General features: G+C 39.0%; 8 protein-coding genes, 2 tRNA genes and 2 rRNA genes. All 12 read right to left on the reverse strand.

The window, feature by feature from the left end; all coding sequences use genetic code 11:
* Positions 1 to 3 precede the first annotated feature (3 nt).
* The 12 genes from M2265_RS12475 to M2265_RS12530 all read right to left on the reverse strand — a co-directional run bounded on the left by M2265_RS12475 (position 4) and on the right by M2265_RS12530 (position 17,946).
* The gene (locus tag M2265_RS12475; protein WP_132772096.1) at positions 4 to 2,286 is read right to left on the reverse strand and encodes a family 65 glycosyl hydrolase domain-containing protein; all 2,283 of its coding nucleotides are present in this window, start codon (positions 2,284 to 2,286) and stop codon (positions 4 to 6) included.
* A 15-nt stretch (positions 2,287 to 2,301) separates the two neighbouring features.
* Complete coding sequence (gene pgmB / locus M2265_RS12480) at positions 2,302 to 2,949, reverse strand: beta-phosphoglucomutase (protein WP_021187800.1); 648 nt, start codon at positions 2,947 to 2,949, stop codon at positions 2,302 to 2,304.
* Between the two features lie 3 nt (positions 2,950 to 2,952).
* A complete protein-coding gene (locus M2265_RS12485; RefSeq protein WP_132772095.1) occupies positions 2,953 to 4,800 on the reverse strand; it encodes a glycoside hydrolase family 13 protein in 1,848 nt (615 codons plus the stop codon).
* A gap of 49 nt (positions 4,801 to 4,849) precedes the next feature.
* The gene (locus M2265_RS12490) at positions 4,850 to 5,824 is read right to left on the reverse strand and encodes a SusF/SusE family outer membrane protein (RefSeq protein WP_165905965.1); all 975 of its coding nucleotides are present in this window, start codon (positions 5,822 to 5,824) and stop codon (positions 4,850 to 4,852) included.
* A gap of 26 nt (positions 5,825 to 5,850) precedes the next feature.
* A complete protein-coding gene (locus tag M2265_RS12495; protein ID WP_132772093.1) occupies positions 5,851 to 7,407 on the reverse strand; it encodes a RagB/SusD family nutrient uptake outer membrane protein in 1,557 nt (518 codons plus the stop codon).
* Between the two features lie 19 nt (positions 7,408 to 7,426).
* A complete protein-coding gene (locus M2265_RS12500) occupies positions 7,427 to 10,411 on the reverse strand; it encodes a SusC/RagA family TonB-linked outer membrane protein (protein WP_132772092.1) in 2,985 nt (994 codons plus the stop codon).
* 21 nt (positions 10,412 to 10,432) lie between these two features.
* Complete coding sequence (locus M2265_RS12505) at positions 10,433 to 13,024, reverse strand: alpha-amylase family glycosyl hydrolase (protein WP_132772091.1); 2,592 nt, start codon at positions 13,022 to 13,024, stop codon at positions 10,433 to 10,435.
* 184 nt (positions 13,025 to 13,208) lie between these two features.
* Positions 13,209 to 14,225 (reverse strand): LacI family DNA-binding transcriptional regulator, encoded by a 1,017-nt coding sequence (locus M2265_RS12510; protein ID WP_021187795.1) that lies wholly within the window; start codon positions 14,223 to 14,225, stop codon positions 13,209 to 13,211.
* A gap of 135 nt (positions 14,226 to 14,360) precedes the next feature.
* Positions 14,361 to 14,472: ribosomal RNA gene (rrf, locus tag M2265_RS12515) — 5S ribosomal RNA — on the reverse strand.
* Positions 14,473 to 14,565: 93 nt separating this feature from the next.
* A 23S ribosomal RNA gene (locus tag M2265_RS12520) occupies positions 14,566 to 17,453 on the reverse strand.
* Positions 17,454 to 17,716: 263 nt separating this feature from the next.
* A tRNA-Ala gene (locus M2265_RS12525) sits at positions 17,717 to 17,790 on the reverse strand.
* 79 nt (positions 17,791 to 17,869) lie between these two features.
* A tRNA-Ile gene (locus tag M2265_RS12530) sits at positions 17,870 to 17,946 on the reverse strand.
* Between the last annotated feature and the right edge of the window lie 63 nt (positions 17,947 to 18,009).

The raw sequence follows: 18,009 nt of genomic DNA on the forward strand, positions 1-18,009 counted from the left end.
TGGTTATGCACTTGGCTTAACAGAGATTGCCTCTCCGTTAAAAATAATATTAATTTCTTGATTAGACTTATTGATCAGTTCAAAATCATGCTGTTTTATTTTTACAAATAATTTCACTCCCCTAAACTGAACATGAAAAGCATAACTTTCCCAAGTTTTAGGAATGAAAGTTTGAAAAATCAATGTATTGTTTTTCACCCGCATCCCTGCAAAACCTTCGACGATAGACATCCAGGTTCCGGCCATCGATGTGATGTGTAATCCATCTTCGGTGTCATTGTTATAATCATCCAGATCTAAACGGGCTGTTCTAAGGTAAAATTCATATGCTTTAGCCTCATTACCCAATTTTGAAGCTAAAATAGCGTGAACACAGGGTGACAGTGAACTTTCATGAACAGTTCGCGGTTCATAAAAATCATAATTCTTTCTTATCGTATCTAAATCATATTGATCTTCAAAGAAATATAAGCCTTGAAGTACATCTGCTTGTTTTATAAAACATGATCTCAAAATACGGTCCCAACTCCACTTTTGATTGATCGGTCGCTCTGTATCAGGCAAATCAGCAACTAAGACTTGCTCTTTATCTAAATAACCATCCTGTTGTAAAAATATCCCGCTTTCAGTATCGATCGGATAATATAAATGATCCATGACATGCTGCCATGCAACGGCTTCTTCTTGCTTAAAAGCAACTTTTTCAAATAAGACCTTTAGTTTGATATGATCACTATCTTTTAACGTTTGTATGGATTCCAGCGTATACTTTAAACACCAGCTAGCAATCGTATTGGTATACCAGTTATTATTGACATTGTTTTCATATTCATTAGGACCAGTAACTCCCAGTATAACATATTTATCCTTCTCCGCACTCCAGTTGACACGTTGTGCCCAGAAACGACTGATAGCGATCAATACTTCAAGCCCATAATTTTCGACATATGACCAATCACCGGTATAGCGCTGATAATTGTAGATGGCAAAAGCAATTGCGCCATTACGGTGGATCTCTTCAAAAGTAATCTCCCATTCGTTATGACACTCTTCTCCATTCATTGTAACCATAGGATATAAAGCCGCTCCATTTGAAAAACCAAGTTTTGCGGCATTCTCAATCGCCTTATCCAGATGCTGATAGCGATACAGCAATAAATTGCGGGCAATAGCCGAGGGTTGCGTAGCAAGGTAAAAAGGAACACAATAAGCCTCTGTATCCCAATAGGTCACACCACCATACTTTTCACCCGTAAATCCTTTTGGACCAATATTAAGTCTGGAATCTTCGCCAGTATAAGTTTGGTATAATTGGAATATATTAAAACGAATAGCTTGCTGTGCGGCAACATCTGCAGTGATCTCAATATCACTTTCATTCCAGAAATTTCCCCAGGCCAATGCCTGATTATGTTGTAATTCATCAAATGTTATGGCAGAAATTTTTTCGATATTTGCTTTTCCCGTCACAACTAATTCAGTTTCAGTATAATTTTGAGAAGTAACCATCGAAACACGTTTTTCTACAGAGAATATATCGCCTGGCTCTATAGAAATTGCTACACTTTCAGAAACATATGCACCTTCTTTTGAAAGTTTGGATTCCAGAGTTTTATTATTTAAAGTAAAGTTATTAAACAAATCAGCCCGGACTATGAAATCTGTTTTCTTCGTTTTCATCGTCACATTTAACTGTGAATCTGATGTACCACTTGAAATAAAATTCCAAAAATGTTCATCATAGTTACTGTCTCTATTCACGACATCTCCTTCCAAATAAGACTCCACCTGTAAAGAAGCTTTTTGATTCAGAACTTGGATAGTATATTTTAAAGATGCTGTTTCAGACTGAAAAAGATGAAATATCCGCATGCTCTTTACACGAATCTCCACACCATTTTGAAGTCTTGCGTCAAAAGATCGAACTAATAATCCATGCTTCATATCCAGTTTTCGTTGAAAACTATGTACATCACATTTTGCGAGATCCAAAACCTCACCATTCACTTCGATATGAAGACCAATCCAATTGATAGCGTTAATAACCTTCGCAAAATATTCAGGATAACCATTTTTCCACCAACCAACGCGGGTTTTATCAGGATAATAAACTCCAGCCAAATATGATCCTGGCAATGATTTACCGCTATAGTCTTCTTCAAAATTTGCTCGTTGTCCCATTCTTCCATTTCCAATAGAAAATATACTTTCTGAGACTTCATTATATGCGGGCTGAAACCCTTCTTCTATGATATTCCACTCATCGTGGACGATGTAATTTTTCATTGCAAAATCAACTAATTAATTTAAAACTTCTTCCAAACTGCTGATTGACAAATCGGTTCCATTCAAGTTTGAACCGATACCAATCACACTCATTCCTGCAGCCCTTGCAGCATCTACCCCGGCCTGCGCATCTTCAAACACCAGACATACTTCTGGAAGTAACTTAAGATCACGGGCAGCTTTTAAAAAAACCTCTGGATTAGGTTTAGAAAGACTCACACTATTACCATCAACAAGGACATCAAAAAAAGAAATCATACCCGTTTTCTCGAGGATAAGCGGTGCATTTTTACTCGCAGACCCTAATGCAACCTGATATCCATTTTTCTTTAACCAATGCAACAGTTCAAGAGATCCAGGTAGAATTTCATCTGCTTTCATTTGCTCAACTAAATCTAAATACCAGCGATTTTTCCGTTCTGCCATTTCTATTTTTTCACTTTCAGAAGCATCAACTCCAGCCCAGTTTAAAATTTTCTCTAGTGAAGCAATTCTACTTACACCTTTTAATTGTTCATTTTCAATCTCTGTAAAATCAAATCCCAATTCCTGAGCAAGTCTTTTCCAAGCTTGAAAATGAAATACCGCAGTATCCACCAAAACACCGTCGAGATCAAAAATTACTCCCTTAATTTCCTTCAAAAGGTCCAATGCACTTTTCATTTTTTATTTTTTTAATTCAAACACCACTGTTTGATGAGGTTTTAATGTAATTTCCAATGGTATTTCTTGATCGATATCTGTTAAAATATTTTTCATTCGCGTTGCTTCTTTCATACTCTCCCTAAATCTAGCTAAGGGTAATTTAACCTCCTTGTCATTACAGTTCATAAAAACAGATACTACTTGGTTTTCGTGAGATCTGAAATATGCATACACATTATGTTCCGGTACATAATGCTGTGTTGCTCCATATTGTAGCACCGTATTATTCTTACGATAATTCGCTAACTTTTTAATATGATCGAACAGTTCATTTTCTGCATCAGATCGGCCTGAAGCATTAAATTTATTAACAGTATCACCCGCAAATCCACCTTTAAAATCTTCACGTAGTAAGCCATCAGGTCTATTAAAATTCTTCATCAATACCTCTGCACCATAATACATCTGTGGTATACCACGAGATGTCAGCAACCAAGAGAATGCCGCTTTATACTTCTCTATGTCCTCTCCAACCACAGAGAAAAAACGGTCCTTGTCATGATTATCTAAAAATATTACATTCGCTAATGGATTAGGATATTGATAATCCGATCCTAAAGTTGCATACAATCTATTTGCACCATCCTTTTCATTATTCAATGCATCTGCGATAGCATAATTTAATTGAAAATCAGTGACACCATCAAGCTTCGTATCGATCGACTGGCCAACACGTTGTCCTCCTAAGAAATAAGCTTGATTCGGTACAGACTGTACCCATGTTTCACCAAAGAATGAAAACTGAGGATATTCTTTTTGAATTGCCGCTGTCCATTTAGCCATAAAATCCAAATCGTTGTATGGATAGGTATCTATACGAAAACCATCAATACCTGCATACTCAATCCACCAAATATGACTCTGTAGAATATACTTCTGAACATATTCATTTTCTTGATTCATGTCGGGCATCGTCTCTACAAACCATCCTTTTTCCATTCGCTCGCGATCTGCAACGGAAGCATAAGGATCGAAAATAGTCTGATCTTTATAAGTAGTTTGTGTAAAACTTGGCCATTCATGCAACCAGTCTTTAAAAGGCTTGTCAATTACGGTCCAATGATACAGTCCTACGTGATTCGGAACGACATCATGTACCAATTTCATATTTCGTTTGTGTAGTTCCTCCCCAAGTTTACGGTAGGTTTCATTGGTTCCCAATCGTGGATCAATATGATAGTTTTCTGTATTTGCATAACCATGATAGGAAGCCTGGGGCATATCATTGGTCAGTACTGGTGTTAACCACACAGAAGTAACTCCTAGATCAGCTAGATAATCTAAGTGTTGGATAACACCATCTATATCACCACCATGACGAGCATACATGGAATCACGGTTTACCTGAATCTCCCGTAAACCTTTTATTTGATCATTCTTTGTGTTTCCATTGGCAAAGCGATCTGGCATGATTAAGTAGATCAAATCTTCGGCATGGACACCCTGAGCTTTTACAGAAGATGTTTCTCTATTTTTTAATTCATATTTATAGCTTCCTACTAGCTTATTATTTTCATAAAATTCAATTGGATAAAACCCAGCAGTTGCGCCGGAGTCAACCGATAGATCTAGAAATAAATAATCGGAATTTTCAACCGGATTGGTTTTGACTAAGGTTAAACCTTTCTTCTGGATTTTAACCGTACTTTTACCAATGCCTTTTCCATAAATAATCAACTGCAAATCAGAAGATTTCATACCAACCCACCAATGCAAAGGTTCGACTCTTTGTATAGAAAATTTACCTTGAGAGAAGGCATAAGAAAGCTGAAGTAGCATAAAAACACCACTTAACAATAAACGTATCATCGTTCAAAAAAAGTTTGAAGAAATAGGGAGCCTCATGCTCCCTATTAAATTAGTTTTTAGAAATTTTTGCAGAATAACCTGAAGCTGTTCGTGACAGTTCAATATCGTATTTACCAGCAGTAGCAATTGCTATATTGGCACCATCTTGTTGTAGAGCGGATAAGTCGCCCCCGATATTCACAGCCCAATCATCGTCCATTCGGAATTTTAATTCACCCGCAACCAGGTTTACTGTTACTTTCCAGGTATATACTCCCTTGCTACCTACAAAAGTTAAATCTGTATCACTATCCCAACCTTTAGGAGTTGCACTACCGATAACCCCCCAGGTTGATTTTGACACTTCATAGGTTTGAGCTTCAGCATCCATCCGAATTCTATAAAAATCATTCGAAGAAACAGTAATATTTCCAGCATCACCGCTTTGTAATAATGTTCCGTCTGTTGCTCCTTTACCAAAAGCATCTGTCCAGTCAACATTAGTCGGTAAAAATTTAAATCCAGAACCATCTACGGTAACGTACTCATAAATCTCAAACTTAGTTTTACTTTCTTTATCGTACAAACTCATCGGAAGCGCTAAAGTTGGTTCCCAACCAGCGGCAACTGAGCCTCCAACAAGAAACATTTGTGGATTACTCTCTGTGAAAGTAATTGGTCTTGTTTTTTCAATAATCTGTCCTGAAGAATTATAACTGATTTTGAGTAAAGCCTCTCCTATCCATGATGCTTGATTAGGAATATCAAATTCTTTTGATAAAATAAATGTATTGGGATCAACAGTAATATTTTCTGTGATCAAAGCTTCGCCTGCACTTACGGGTACAATAGAGAATGTAAAATCCGTAACCTGATTAGCAATAAAACTAACTTTTAATTTTTTCCCGACTTGAATGGTCGAAACTGTACTTTCGTTAATCGACAATATTGGAACGTCCGTACCGTGCTCCACTTTCTTACAAGAGAACAAAAGGGAAGTAATACCAACAAATAAAACTAATAGTAATCGAAATATATTAGACATTTTCATAATTTCTATTCATTTAAAGATTAATAACCAGGATTTTGATCCAATTTATTATTATTAGCTCTTGCTCTTGCGGGAATAGGAAATAGACGTTTGTAAGTTTCTCCAGCATTTGCTGGTTTAAATAACTGAGCATCTTCCCATCTACCAAAACGAATCATATCTGTTCTTCTGGTCAATTCAAACGTAAATTCTAAGGCACGTTCTTTATAAATAGCGTCCAAAGTTAATGTGCTAGCCGTAAAATGTTTCTCCGGATTAACTGGGAATGCACGTTTACGGACCTGATTAGCTGCATCAACAGCTTGGGAAACACTTGCTGCTGTAGCTCCTCTTAAAACAGCTTCGGCTTTCATCAGCAACACGTCTGCTAGGCGGAATACAACCACATCATTGCCGGCATTATTACTAATCTGGTTCTTATCCGGATAGTATTTGATACAACGTGCACCTGCTAAACGTCCTCCATCATCCGCTCCTCCAATGTCAAAATCAGATCCCGGTATTAATTTATAATTATATGGATCTAAGATGACATTAAGTCCGTTATAATTCAGAGGTTGACCCGTAGAATTATACTGTTGACCATATAACCATTGTTTTTTACGATTATCCGCATTTTCAAACAAGTCAAAATAGGCCGGTTGTGCACTCCATCCATTCCACGGATTAATGCTCAATTCAAAGGTTTGACGATGTGCATAATGTAGTACACGGTTGAATAAAGTATTCCCTGTAGCACGGGAAGCATCATAAGGAATTGAAAATATTGGTTCAGGATTTGAAGCGCCATTATCAGGTTTAAATTGCGTCAAAAAATCATTTTCTAGCGCATATTTCCCCGAATTAATGACAGCATTGCTATGTTCAACCACCTTATTCCAATTTGCAGTGCCACTATAAACCTGTGCATTTAAGTACAGTTTTGCTAATAAGGTATGTGCAAACCATTTTGTTGGTCGACCATAAGTAGCTTCTGTTTTTTCTTCACTTAAATTTGCTAGATTATCTTCTAAATCTTTTACAATGAATTTATAGACTTCTGCCCGAGCTGTAGTTGCCGGTAACTCTGTTCCTGTATCAAAGCTGGTAACTAGCGGAATGTTTCCGTAAGCATCCATCATCATAAAATAATACCAAGCGCGCATGGCTTTTATTTCAGAAATTGTCTGTGCTTTTGTAGTTGATTCTGGAGCTTGTTCTAAAATACTAAGCACACGGTTACAAGTACCTATTGCATTGAAACCCCAATCCCAATTATTTTGAACAACTTCATGTGACGCTGACCAAGTATGGTAATGCATGTCCCGCCATTTTCCACCATCAAACCAATCTCCTCCTCTTGTTGGGATAATAACTTCATCAGATCCCGCTGTTTGCAGACTAAAATAATTATCAAAATAACCTCTTGCACTGGTATATACAGGCCCTGTTAAGGCGATAAATTGTTCTGGAGTCTTGGGAAATGTATCTTCTGTATATGCTGAATACATCTTATCGTCAAATTTGGTACAAGACTGTCCTGCAACCAGTAACCCGGCAAATAAGAATAAATGAATTTTACTGAATCTCTTTTTCATAACTAATTGTGAATAAGGGTTAAAAAGTTAATTTCACACCTAACAAGAAAGATCTTGTTTTCGGATAATAATTTCTATTATCAACACCAGGTGCTAAACCACCTAAACTTACCTCTGGGTCTACACCCGAATATTTGGTTATCGTAAATAAATTTTGTCCAGATACATATAACCGAGCATTTTTTAAATATTTAGATTCTTTGGTACTAAATGTATAACCCAATGTTGCATTATCTAGTCTTAAAAATGAACCATCTTCAATAAATCTGCTAGAAGCAATTAGTGGCGTTTCAAAGATGCCTTCTTCAACTGCATCTTTAGAAATATTCGTCACATTTGCTTGTTGAAGACGGCTTAAATCGGCACGGGTAGCATTAAAAATTTGATTGCCATACATACCACGTAAGAAGAAGTTTAAGTCCCAGTTTTTATATTGAAAACTATTATTCCATCCATAAGTAAATTTAGGAAGCGCCTGCCCCATGACCATATAATCATCTGGTGCCGAAATCTGATCCTGTGTGACAAGTTCACCTGTTGGTTTTTGATAAATCGTTTTCTTCGCAACTTCATCGTAGCCCATATAATTAGCAACATAGAATGTTCCTAATGCATGACCTGGTAAAACAATTGCTGCCGTTTGACCGGTCCAGCCGTCAAGACCAATACTTCCTTCATAACGCTGCGATACGCCAATATTTTCGATATTTGAAGCTAATGAACCAACCTTATTGATATTACGGGCGAAGTTGACAGTTGTATTATATGAAAAATCACTATTGCGATAAACGACGGCATTTAAAGTGATCTCAACACCTTTATTACTCATGCTTGCTCCATTAGCTAATAAACGATTGAACTGATAAGGTGGCGAAGGAACGTCGTACTCATACAATAAATCCTTAGTTTCTTTATTATAATATTCAATGGTACCTCCAAAACGCCCTCTCCATAATTCAAAATCCAATCCAGCATTAAACATTGATGTACTTTCCCATTTTAAATCAGGGTTTTCATTTTGGTTAACGCCATAGGCATTCATCCAATTACCATTATATAGAAATTGACCATTTTGAGGACCGAAAATAATGATCTGTCGATATGGATCTATATTTTGATTTCCTGAAACACCATACCCCATACGTAACTTTAATTCACTAAATAAATCTTGGTCTTGCATGAAACTTTCCCTACTTATTCTCCAAGCTCCGGAAATTGAAGGAAATGTTGCCCATCTATTATTTTTTCCAAATTTTGATGAACCGTCACGACGTACAGATGCACTTAACAAATATTTTTCATCATAATTATATCCCACACGACCATAAACCGAAATCAATAAAGATTCTAAAATATAAGGATAGGTACTATAAGGATTATAACCATCTGGCAAGGTTCCTAAATTAAGGTTATTGCCTCCTAGATCGTCAGACATAAAACCGACAGAAGAAGCAACAACGCCATCATTATTTTTAGTTTTCTGATACGAATAACCAGCCATTGCATCAAAAGAATGAAGATTCTTAGTGACATTATAATTAACATAAGACTCAAAAATCTTATCTATATTTTTCAAGTTTGAACGTTCAGCAAATCCTCTTCCCAATGCCTTCGAATCAAAGTCTGTACGATGCATATAGTATTTTTTATCAAATTGATTTTGCTGATACGATATCACGTTAGTCCAGGTCAATCCCTTGAAGATCGTCAGATCCGCTTTTAAACTAGCTAGCAAAGTATTGTTATTTCTCTCTTCATCGCGTTGATTTAACATAGCTACAGGATTAAAATAGTTTGTTCTTCCAGGTACTTGGAAATAACCATTATATGGCGCATAAGCAACATCATCAGAACGGACCGGTGAAGTAGGGAGATAACGAGCTGCCCCATTAAAGATCCCGTAGTCTACATGATTGGATTTGTTCATACTATTAGCAACATTAAGCGCTAATTTCAAGCGATCATCAAAAGCATTTTGATCAATACCAACTCGCGCTACGACCCTTTCTAAATCACTTCTTCTCACAATACCCTGATTATTAAAGTAATTTACAGAAGCATTATAGCGAGTTCCTTCAGAACCACCTGTTAGCGAGAGATTGTGATTATGAGAAACCCCAGTCCGTGTTATTTCATCTTGCCAATCAGTATCAAAACCAGTCTCGGAGGCAGCCACAGTCAAACCATTGTCTGCAACAAATTGCTTGTGCTCAGCAGCACTTAACACATTGACACGATTTGCAACTCTTTCAATAGCAGCATAACCACTATAAGATAAGACAGGCTTACCTGCTTTACCGCGTTTTGTCGTCACGAAAATAACTCCATTTGCAGCACGTGACCCATAAATTGCAGTGGACGAAGCATCTTTCATAACATCCATCGATACGATATCATCTGGTGCTACCAATTCAATGTTTGCACCGACTACCCCATCAATCACATATAATGGTGAAGAACTAGCAGTCAATGACGATGGTCCGCGCAATTGGATAGTGGATGCTGCAGTAGGGTCACCACCTGATCTATTCACCGTCAGACCTGCAACTTTACCTGCCAATAACTGGTCAGGCGAACTCACTACCCCAGTATTAAATTCTTTTGGTCCGACACTTGATATAGAACCTGTAATTTGTTTTTTCTTGGCCACACCGTAACCGATCACAACTACTTCTTCTAAATCTTTGGTACTTGAATTCAAGTTGAAATTCAACACATTTGCACCGGAGACAATTTGGATCTGTAAATCCATAGAACTGTAACCGATCATATTGACCGTAACAGTCGTCTTTCCTAGTGGCACTTGATTAATTGTGTACTCCCCGTTTTGATTTGTTGCTGTTGAAATTGGATTTCCTTTGATTACAATAGTAGCTCCGATCACAACTTCTCCCTTATCATCCACCACTTTACCAGAAAGTGAAGAATTTTGCGAAAAAGCATTCATCCAAAGCATCATCAAAAGACCAAAGGTCATTACAGCACGTAATGTAAATTTGCTCATAATGTAATTGATTTTATATGTTTAGTTTATTAATTTAGTTTTACTTAAAAGGTAGTATCCACCAGGCTTAATTGTAATCTGACTATTTTGATCCCAATTTAGATTCGATCGGGTCATATTATCATACCAGCTCCCCGCTAAATCTGATGTAATTTGAAACGCTCTCGTTACAGTGTCAAAATTTCCGATTACAAATACAGTTTGATTTCCATCAGACATGCTATAGTGTTTCAATCCATCCTGCAGTGAGGACGATAATAAAGTTGCTTTTCTAAAAATTGAATTTAATTTTTTCAACCTGATCAATTTTGCATAGTGCTCAAATAAACGCTTACGAGAAATGTTGGACAAATAATCCCATTTCAATGGTTTTTCCCCTGTTCGACCATTTTCATCTATCGAGATATCGTAACCGAATTCACCAAATTGCCAGATCATTTTTGGACCAGGACTAGTTAACAAAAACGTTGCTGCTGCTTGAGTCCTATCCAAAGCAGTAGCAAGATTCTTAACAGAATAAGAACCGTCAGCATAACCATATTGAGCATTCTTAAATTGGATTCTTTCTTCATCATGAGACTCCATGTAGCTCACCATATTAGCTGTCTTAAAACCATGTGATTCCGCAAATAATCTACTCAAATCCGATTTAGATCCGCTATTATAGCCCATAGTCGCTTCATTAAAATTCCAATTTAAATTATTCCACAGTAACATTCCTTCAGCAGCTAATTCTTGTTCTTCTTGATCAGAACCGAAATGTTCTAAAATAACATAGCAACTTGGATCAAGAATTTTAAGATAATCATGATAATTTTTCCAGATCGCAACCCGGCTAGCATCATAAGCAGACCAAGACCCAACGTTAGTTTCTGCAGTACCCGTATTTTTCTGTGTAAATCCTTTTGATAAATCGAAACGGAAGCCGTCTATCTTAAATTCTGTAATCCAATACTTCATAACATCCTTCACAAAAGTTTGTGTATAAGGGCTTTCATGATTAAAGTCATATCCGACATTAAAAGGATGTCTTGGCATCATATTAAACCAAACATTATTAGAGCTCGTGGTTTGTCCTTCAAAATACAATTGAGCAAGAGGTGATTGTCCGAATGCATGATTAAGTACCACGTCTAAGATGACCGCAATTCCTGCCTGATGAAGATTATCGATGAGACTCTTTAAATCATTTGGACGACCATAATATTTATCCACGGCTAAATGATAAGAAGGATTGTAACCCCAAGTAGAATTGGCTTCACTTTCCTGAACAGGCATCAGTTCGACGGCATTAATACCTAGACGCTTTAAATATGGAATGGAATCGCGGATCGCATTAAAATTATGCTGTTTTGAAAAATCACGTGTAAGCAATTCATAAATCACTAAATCATAAGCATTTGGTTTGTTAAAGTTTTGAACTTTCCAAGGATAGTCCGCACCATTTAATTCCAATACACTCACCTGACCTGTAGTCTGCTGTATACGATATGCTGGCAACTCAGCGACTGAACTTCCTAAATTGTTATCATAGATTGGATCTAATACCAACTTGCTATAAGGATCCCCTATTCTTAACTGACCATCAATTAGAAATTGATAGGTATACTTTTTTGAAAAATCCAAATCTGCTACTGTTAACCACCATGTACTTCCATCAGGTGCCTGTTTCAAGACATACTTTGATTCTGCCTGAAAATTATTAAAACTACCTAATAGAAAAATAGTTGATTTTCCAGGAGCAGTTAACGCGAAACTCACTGTTTTCTTTTCCTTGTCGATCGTTACACCGTTCTTATTGACGCCGATAGGAAGTGCTGCAATTTCAGGCTTATCATTAACGAATATCCGTAACTTCTTCTCGTAGCTATTTCCATTAACTTCTATGCGAGCAGTAATAAGATGTACACCTAAAGTTCCAAACTTACATTTAAATGTGTGCTGCGATGAATTGCTTACAGTTTCCTGTTCAACTTCATCAATACGTAGTGAAAGTTTGCCCGCTACCGTAGAAAAAACTTCGATAGCGAGCTCTTCATTCAATAAATAAGCTTCTTTTTCCGATGTTAAAATATAAGTAGGCTGTGTGCTAGGTTTTAAAAATGAAAGATGAACTTCCCCTTTTGTAGCAACATCTACATAAATATCAGACCCATCTCTATTCCTCTGAATTTTTGTTCCTGAACCATTGCGTACTACTAACGCAATTTTAATCACGTCAGTTCCAGCAATTCCTTTAAAAACTTCACTCGGTTTTAACGTGATGCTATACCGTCCATCAAATTGACGGCTTAGCTTAAATGCATCATCATTTTTTGTCCAATCCGTAGCAACCTCTTTCCAATCATTTTCATCTTTACTTATAGCAGTAATTAGCCCAATATGTAAAAACAATGGTCCATCTGCCGATACCAGTGCCCGATTCCCCTCATTTACATCAAACATAAATGTAATGGACTCATCCCAATAATTAAACAGCTTACTCGTTGTGACTAAACCAATATCACTAGGAGACACTTCACTTTCTATCGCTATAGTGGCAGGATTACTTTTTTTACAACTAAAAAAAATAACCGATATACTAAAAAATATACAGATAAAATAATGTCTCATAACTCCTTACAATTGGCAATATAATTTATGGGAACGTTCCCATAATGATGCATTAAAGCATCTTGTACGCTAAAAATATACTATGAATTCAAAGCTAAAATCCCTTTACAATTGGTAATCCTATATTGGGAACGTTCCCAATATTTATCTAAGATAAAAAGCTAAAGGCTTAAATCCAAACTTTTTAATGATTTTTTTTACTAGATTTCTGAAAAATTAGAGAAGATTCCAGATAAGTTACTTCTTGATTAGAGAAGCTAATCGGTTTAGCAATCAGTTGACACAGATATTCTGTAGCAGTTTTTCCCATTTCATAAGCGGGTTGTTTAACAACACTTAATCCAGGTTCTAGAAGATCTGCAATATCTAAACATGAAAAGCAGATCAACTTTAATTCAGAAGGAATATTAATTCCTTGATCTTTGGCAACACGCATTGCCGAAATAGCCAAACGTTCAACGGAAGCAAATAGACCATCAGGTTTTTGTATTTTATACAAATTCTTAATGTCTTCCATATTACCTTCTGATTCATTCACCGTATCAAGCACCAAATTAGCATCAAAAGGAATTTTATATTTTTCCAAAGCAGCCTGATAACCCGCCATACGTACCTTACCAATAGAGACATTTTGATTAATTACTAAATAAGCAATTCGTCTACAGTCGTTCTCTATTAAATGCTCTGTAGCAGCAAAACTTGCTTCAAAATCGTTTCCAGTCACATAGCTGGTATTCACATCATCATAAGTTCTATCAAAGAAAACAACCGGTATATTATTATCTTTTAGTACCTGAAGATGGCTATGATCATGGCCTTCACCAGAAGCAGACATAATAACCCCATCTACTCGTCCGTTGATCAACGACCGTATAATAGAAGCTTCTTTATCCACGCGGTGGTCTGTTACATAAATTAAAGTATGGTAATTTTTTGAACGGGCAACCAATTCAATTCCTTTAATCGCCTGACTAAAAAATTTATTTCCAAATTCAGGTATTATAATAGCGATGGTACTACTTTTATTAGCTCTTAAATTGCTCGCATACATATTAGGTGAAAATCCTAATTCATCAGCCATTTTTAAAATACGTGCTTTTGTATTGGGATTGATATCATTACCATCGCGGAAAGCCCGTGATACTGTAGACTTGGATAGACCTAAACGTTCCGCTAATTCTATAATTGTTATATGTGACATTCGTGCTGAAATAAAAGCATTTCAAATATAGAACAAATTTAGGATTTAAATGAAGCTTAAAGTAAGAATAGCTCAGGTATAAAAAGGTATAAACACAAAAAAGCCTCTGCTGTATAGCAAAGGCTTCTGTATAAAAAAAGGCACCGACCTACTCTCCCACCTGTTACGGCAATACCATCGGCTCTGGCGGGCTTGACTTCTCTGTTCGGAATGGGAAGAGGTAGACACCGCCGATATAGGCACCTAAAATGTTTTTATGTGATATATGCTCTATAAAAAGCATTATCTATAGACAATTGAAAGAAAAACTAAAAGAGGAAGACAACAGTGTTTGCGTTGCTTGAGAAAGCTTCGGGTGATTAGTATTGCTCAGCTATGGTATTTCTACCTTTACACCTGCAACCTATCAACGTAGTAGTCTACTACGGCCCTATAAGGAAGTCTCATCTCGTGGCTAGTTTCGCACTTAGATGCTTTCAGCGCTTATCTATTCCCGACGTAGCTACCCAGCCGTACACCTGGCGGCATAACTGGTTTACCAGCGGTCAGTCCATCCCGGTCCTCTCGTACTAAGGACAGATCCACTCAAACTTCCAACGCCCACAACAGATAGGGACCGAACTGTCTCGCGACGTTCTGAACCCAGCTCGCGTGCCACTTTAATGGGCGAACAGCCCAACCCTTGGGACCTTCTCCAGCCCCAGGATGTGACGAGCCGACATCGAGGTGCCAAACCTCCCCGTCGATATGAGCTCTTGGGGGAGATCAGCCTGTTATCCCCAGCGTACCTTTTATCCTTTGAGCGATGGCCCTTCCATACAGAACCACCGGATCACTATGTCCGTCTTTCGACCCTGTTCGACTTGTTGGTCTCACAGTCAAGCAAGCTTATGCCATTGCACTCCCCGTACGGTTACCAAGCGTACTGAGCTTACCTTTGAAAGCCTCCGTTACCTTTTTGGAGGCGACCACCCCAGTCAAACTACCCACCAAACAATGTCCTCGACATGATCGAGTTAGAAACCGAATACAGAAAGGGCGGTATTTCAAGGTTGATTCCATGACTCCTGGCGAAGCCACTTCAACATCTCCCGCCTATCCTACACATCCTGTACCCAATTTCAATGTTAAGCTATAGTGAAGGTGCATGGGGTCTTTCCGTCCCGTTGCGGGTAATCGGCGTCTTCACCGATACCACAATTTCACCGAGCTCATGGCTGAGACAGCGCCCAGATCGTTACACCATTCGTGCAGGTCGGAACTTACCCGACAAGGAATTTCGCTACCTTAGGACCGTTATAGTTACGGCCGCCGTTTACTGGGGCTTCGATTCAATGCTTCTCTTGCGATGACATCCCCTCTTAACCTTCCAGCACCGGGCAGGTGTCAGGCCTTATACTTCATCTTTCGATTTTGCAAAGCCATATGTTTTTGTTAAACAGTCGCCTGGGCCTTTTCACTGCGGCTTCTCCATCGCTGGAGGAAGCGCCCCTTCTCCCGAAGTTACAGGGCCATTTTGCCGAGTTCCTTAGCCATGATTCACTCGAGCACCTTAGGATTCTCTCCTCGACTACCTGTGTCGGTTTACGGTACGGGTTTTTATAACCTGAAGCTTAGCGGGTTTTCTTGGAAGTCTGTTTACCTGCTCTATCAGCGCCGCCGAAGCTTTGCTGTACTATTGGGTTTCAGCAGGGTCGGCGGATTTGCCTACCGTCCCTATACCTACGCCTTTTAACGAACTATTCCGTCAGTTCGCGGCAGTGTCACTACTCCGTCACCACATCGCAGTTATAAAAAGTACTGGAATATTAACCAGTTGTCCATCGGCTTACTCCCTTCGGATGCGCCTTAGGCCCCGACTAACCCTGATCCGATTAGCGTTGATCAGGAAACCTTAGTCTTTCGGTGGGCGGGTTTCTCACCCGCCTTATCGTTACTTATGCCTACATTTGCTTTTCTATCAACTCCACGGCCCATTACCAGACCGCTTCTCCGTAAATAGAATGCTCCCCTACCAGACATACATATAATGCATGAATCCATAGCTTCGGTAATACACTTGATGCCCGTTTATTATCCACGCCCGACCGCTCGACTAGTGAGCTGTTACGCACTCTTTAAATGAATGGCTGCTTCCAAGCCAACATCCTAGCTGTCTGTGCAGTCGGACCTCGTTAGTTCAACTTAGCGTATATTTAGGGACCTTAGCTGATGGTCTGGGTTCTTTCCCTCTCGGCCTTGGACCTTAGCACCCAAAGCCTCACTGCCGGCCATATCTTATAGCATTCGGAGTTCGTCTGGATTTGGTAGGATTTGACTCCCCCGCACCCAATCGGTAGCTCTACCTCTATAAGACTCCATGCCGACGCTGTTCCTAAAAACATTTCGGGGAGTACGAGCTATTTCCCAGTTTGATTAGCCTTTCACCCCTACCCTCAGGTCATCCGGAAACTTTTCAACGTTTATCGGTTCGGTCCTCCATTACATGTTACTGCAACTTCAACCTGCCCAAGGGTAGATCACAAGGTTTCGCGTCTACCTCATCTGACTATGCGCCCTATTAAGACTCGCTTTCGCTTCGGCTGCGTGGCTGAACCACTTAACCTTGCCAGACAAGAGTAACTCGTAGGCTCATTATGCAAAAGGCACGCCGTCACTGCACCTGGCAGCTCCGACCGCTTGTAAGCACACGGTTTCAGGTTCTTTTCACTCCTCTGTTCGAGGTTCTTTTCACCTTTCCCTCACGGTACTAGTTCACTATCGGTCTCTCAGGAGTATTTAGCCTTATCAGATGGTGCTGACAGATTCCCACAGGGCGTCTCCGACCCCGCGGTACTCAGGGTACTGCTAGGCTAGCATTCTATACGTGTACAGGGCTATCACCGTGTATCGCTGGGCTTCCCATCCCATTCCACTTCTGTTTGCTAATGCCACATCGCAGCCCTACAACCCCAACAATGCCGTAACATTATTGGTTTGGGCTCTTTCCCGTTCGCTCGCCACTACTTGGGAAATCATTATTATTTTCTTCTCCTACGCCTACTTAGATGTTTCAGTTCAGCGCGTTCGCGTATTTTACAACATACCTTCAGTATGCTAGGTTGCCCCATTCGGAAATCTTCGGATCAAACTCACATTTGCTAATCCCCGAAGCTTATCGCAGCTTATCACGTCCTTCATCGCCTCTGAGAGCCTAGGCATCCCCCGTGTGCCCTTATTTACTTTCTTCACCTCATAGCCCTTTTGCTACTATGGGTTGCTTTTTGATATATAACCGTGATGCTACGCATTAATCCGTTCGGCCTTGACCGAGGGTCTTCATAATACATCGAGCACATCACAGTATTGTCTCTACTGTTGTCTTCTCTTGTAATTTTTTTTCTTTCAATATGTCAAAGAACTCTTCTTTTAGATCGGAGATATCAGATCTGAGATATCAGAAACTATAAAGTGTCTAATGTCTCTTATCCTGTGTCCCACGTCTAAGGATGTGGAGAATATCGGAGTCGAACCGATGACCCCCTGCGTGCAAGGCAGGTGCTCTAGCCAGCTGAGCTAATTCCCCGTGGTGTAGATTATAGATTCCGGAACAGAGGCAGCAGACTTTACGTCTCAGATCTCATATCTGTCATCTCACATCTAGATGGTAGTCCCGAGCAGATTTGAACTGCTGACCCCTACATTATCAGTGTAGTGCTCTAACCAACTGAGCTACGGGACTAGCTTATCATTCTATCTCTCTGGACCATCCATTTTCAGGGATGGGCACATTTCTTCAAATGTT

The organism is Sphingobacterium kitahiroshimense (assembly GCF_025961315.1).
Classification (GTDB): Bacteria; Bacteroidota; Bacteroidia; order Sphingobacteriales; family Sphingobacteriaceae; genus Sphingobacterium; species Sphingobacterium anhuiense.

Excerpts from the sequence above, each read along its gene's own strand:
- M2265_RS12475 (WP_132772096.1), bottom strand. The coding sequence starts at position 2,286 with ATGAAAAATTACATCGTCCACGATGAGTGGAATATCATAGAAGAAGGG.
- pgmB (WP_021187800.1), bottom strand. The coding sequence starts at position 2,949 with ATGAAAAGTGCATTGGACCTTTTGAAGGAAATTAAGGGAGTAATTTTT.
- M2265_RS12485 (WP_132772095.1), bottom strand. The coding sequence starts at position 4,800 with ATGATACGTTTATTGTTAAGTGGTGTTTTTATGCTACTTCAGCTTTCT.
- M2265_RS12490 (WP_165905965.1), bottom strand. The coding sequence starts at position 5,824 with ATGTCTAATATATTTCGATTACTATTAGTTTTATTTGTTGGTATTACT.
- M2265_RS12495 (WP_132772093.1), bottom strand. The coding sequence starts at position 7,407 with ATGAAAAAGAGATTCAGTAAAATTCATTTATTCTTATTTGCCGGGTTA.
- M2265_RS12500 (WP_132772092.1), bottom strand. The coding sequence starts at position 10,411 with ATGAGCAAATTTACATTACGTGCTGTAATGACCTTTGGTCTTTTGATG.
- M2265_RS12505 (WP_132772091.1), bottom strand. The coding sequence starts at position 13,024 with ATGAGACATTATTTTATCTGTATATTTTTTAGTATATCGGTTATTTTT.
- M2265_RS12510 (WP_021187795.1), bottom strand. The coding sequence starts at position 14,225 with ATGTCACATATAACAATTATAGAATTAGCGGAACGTTTAGGTCTATCC.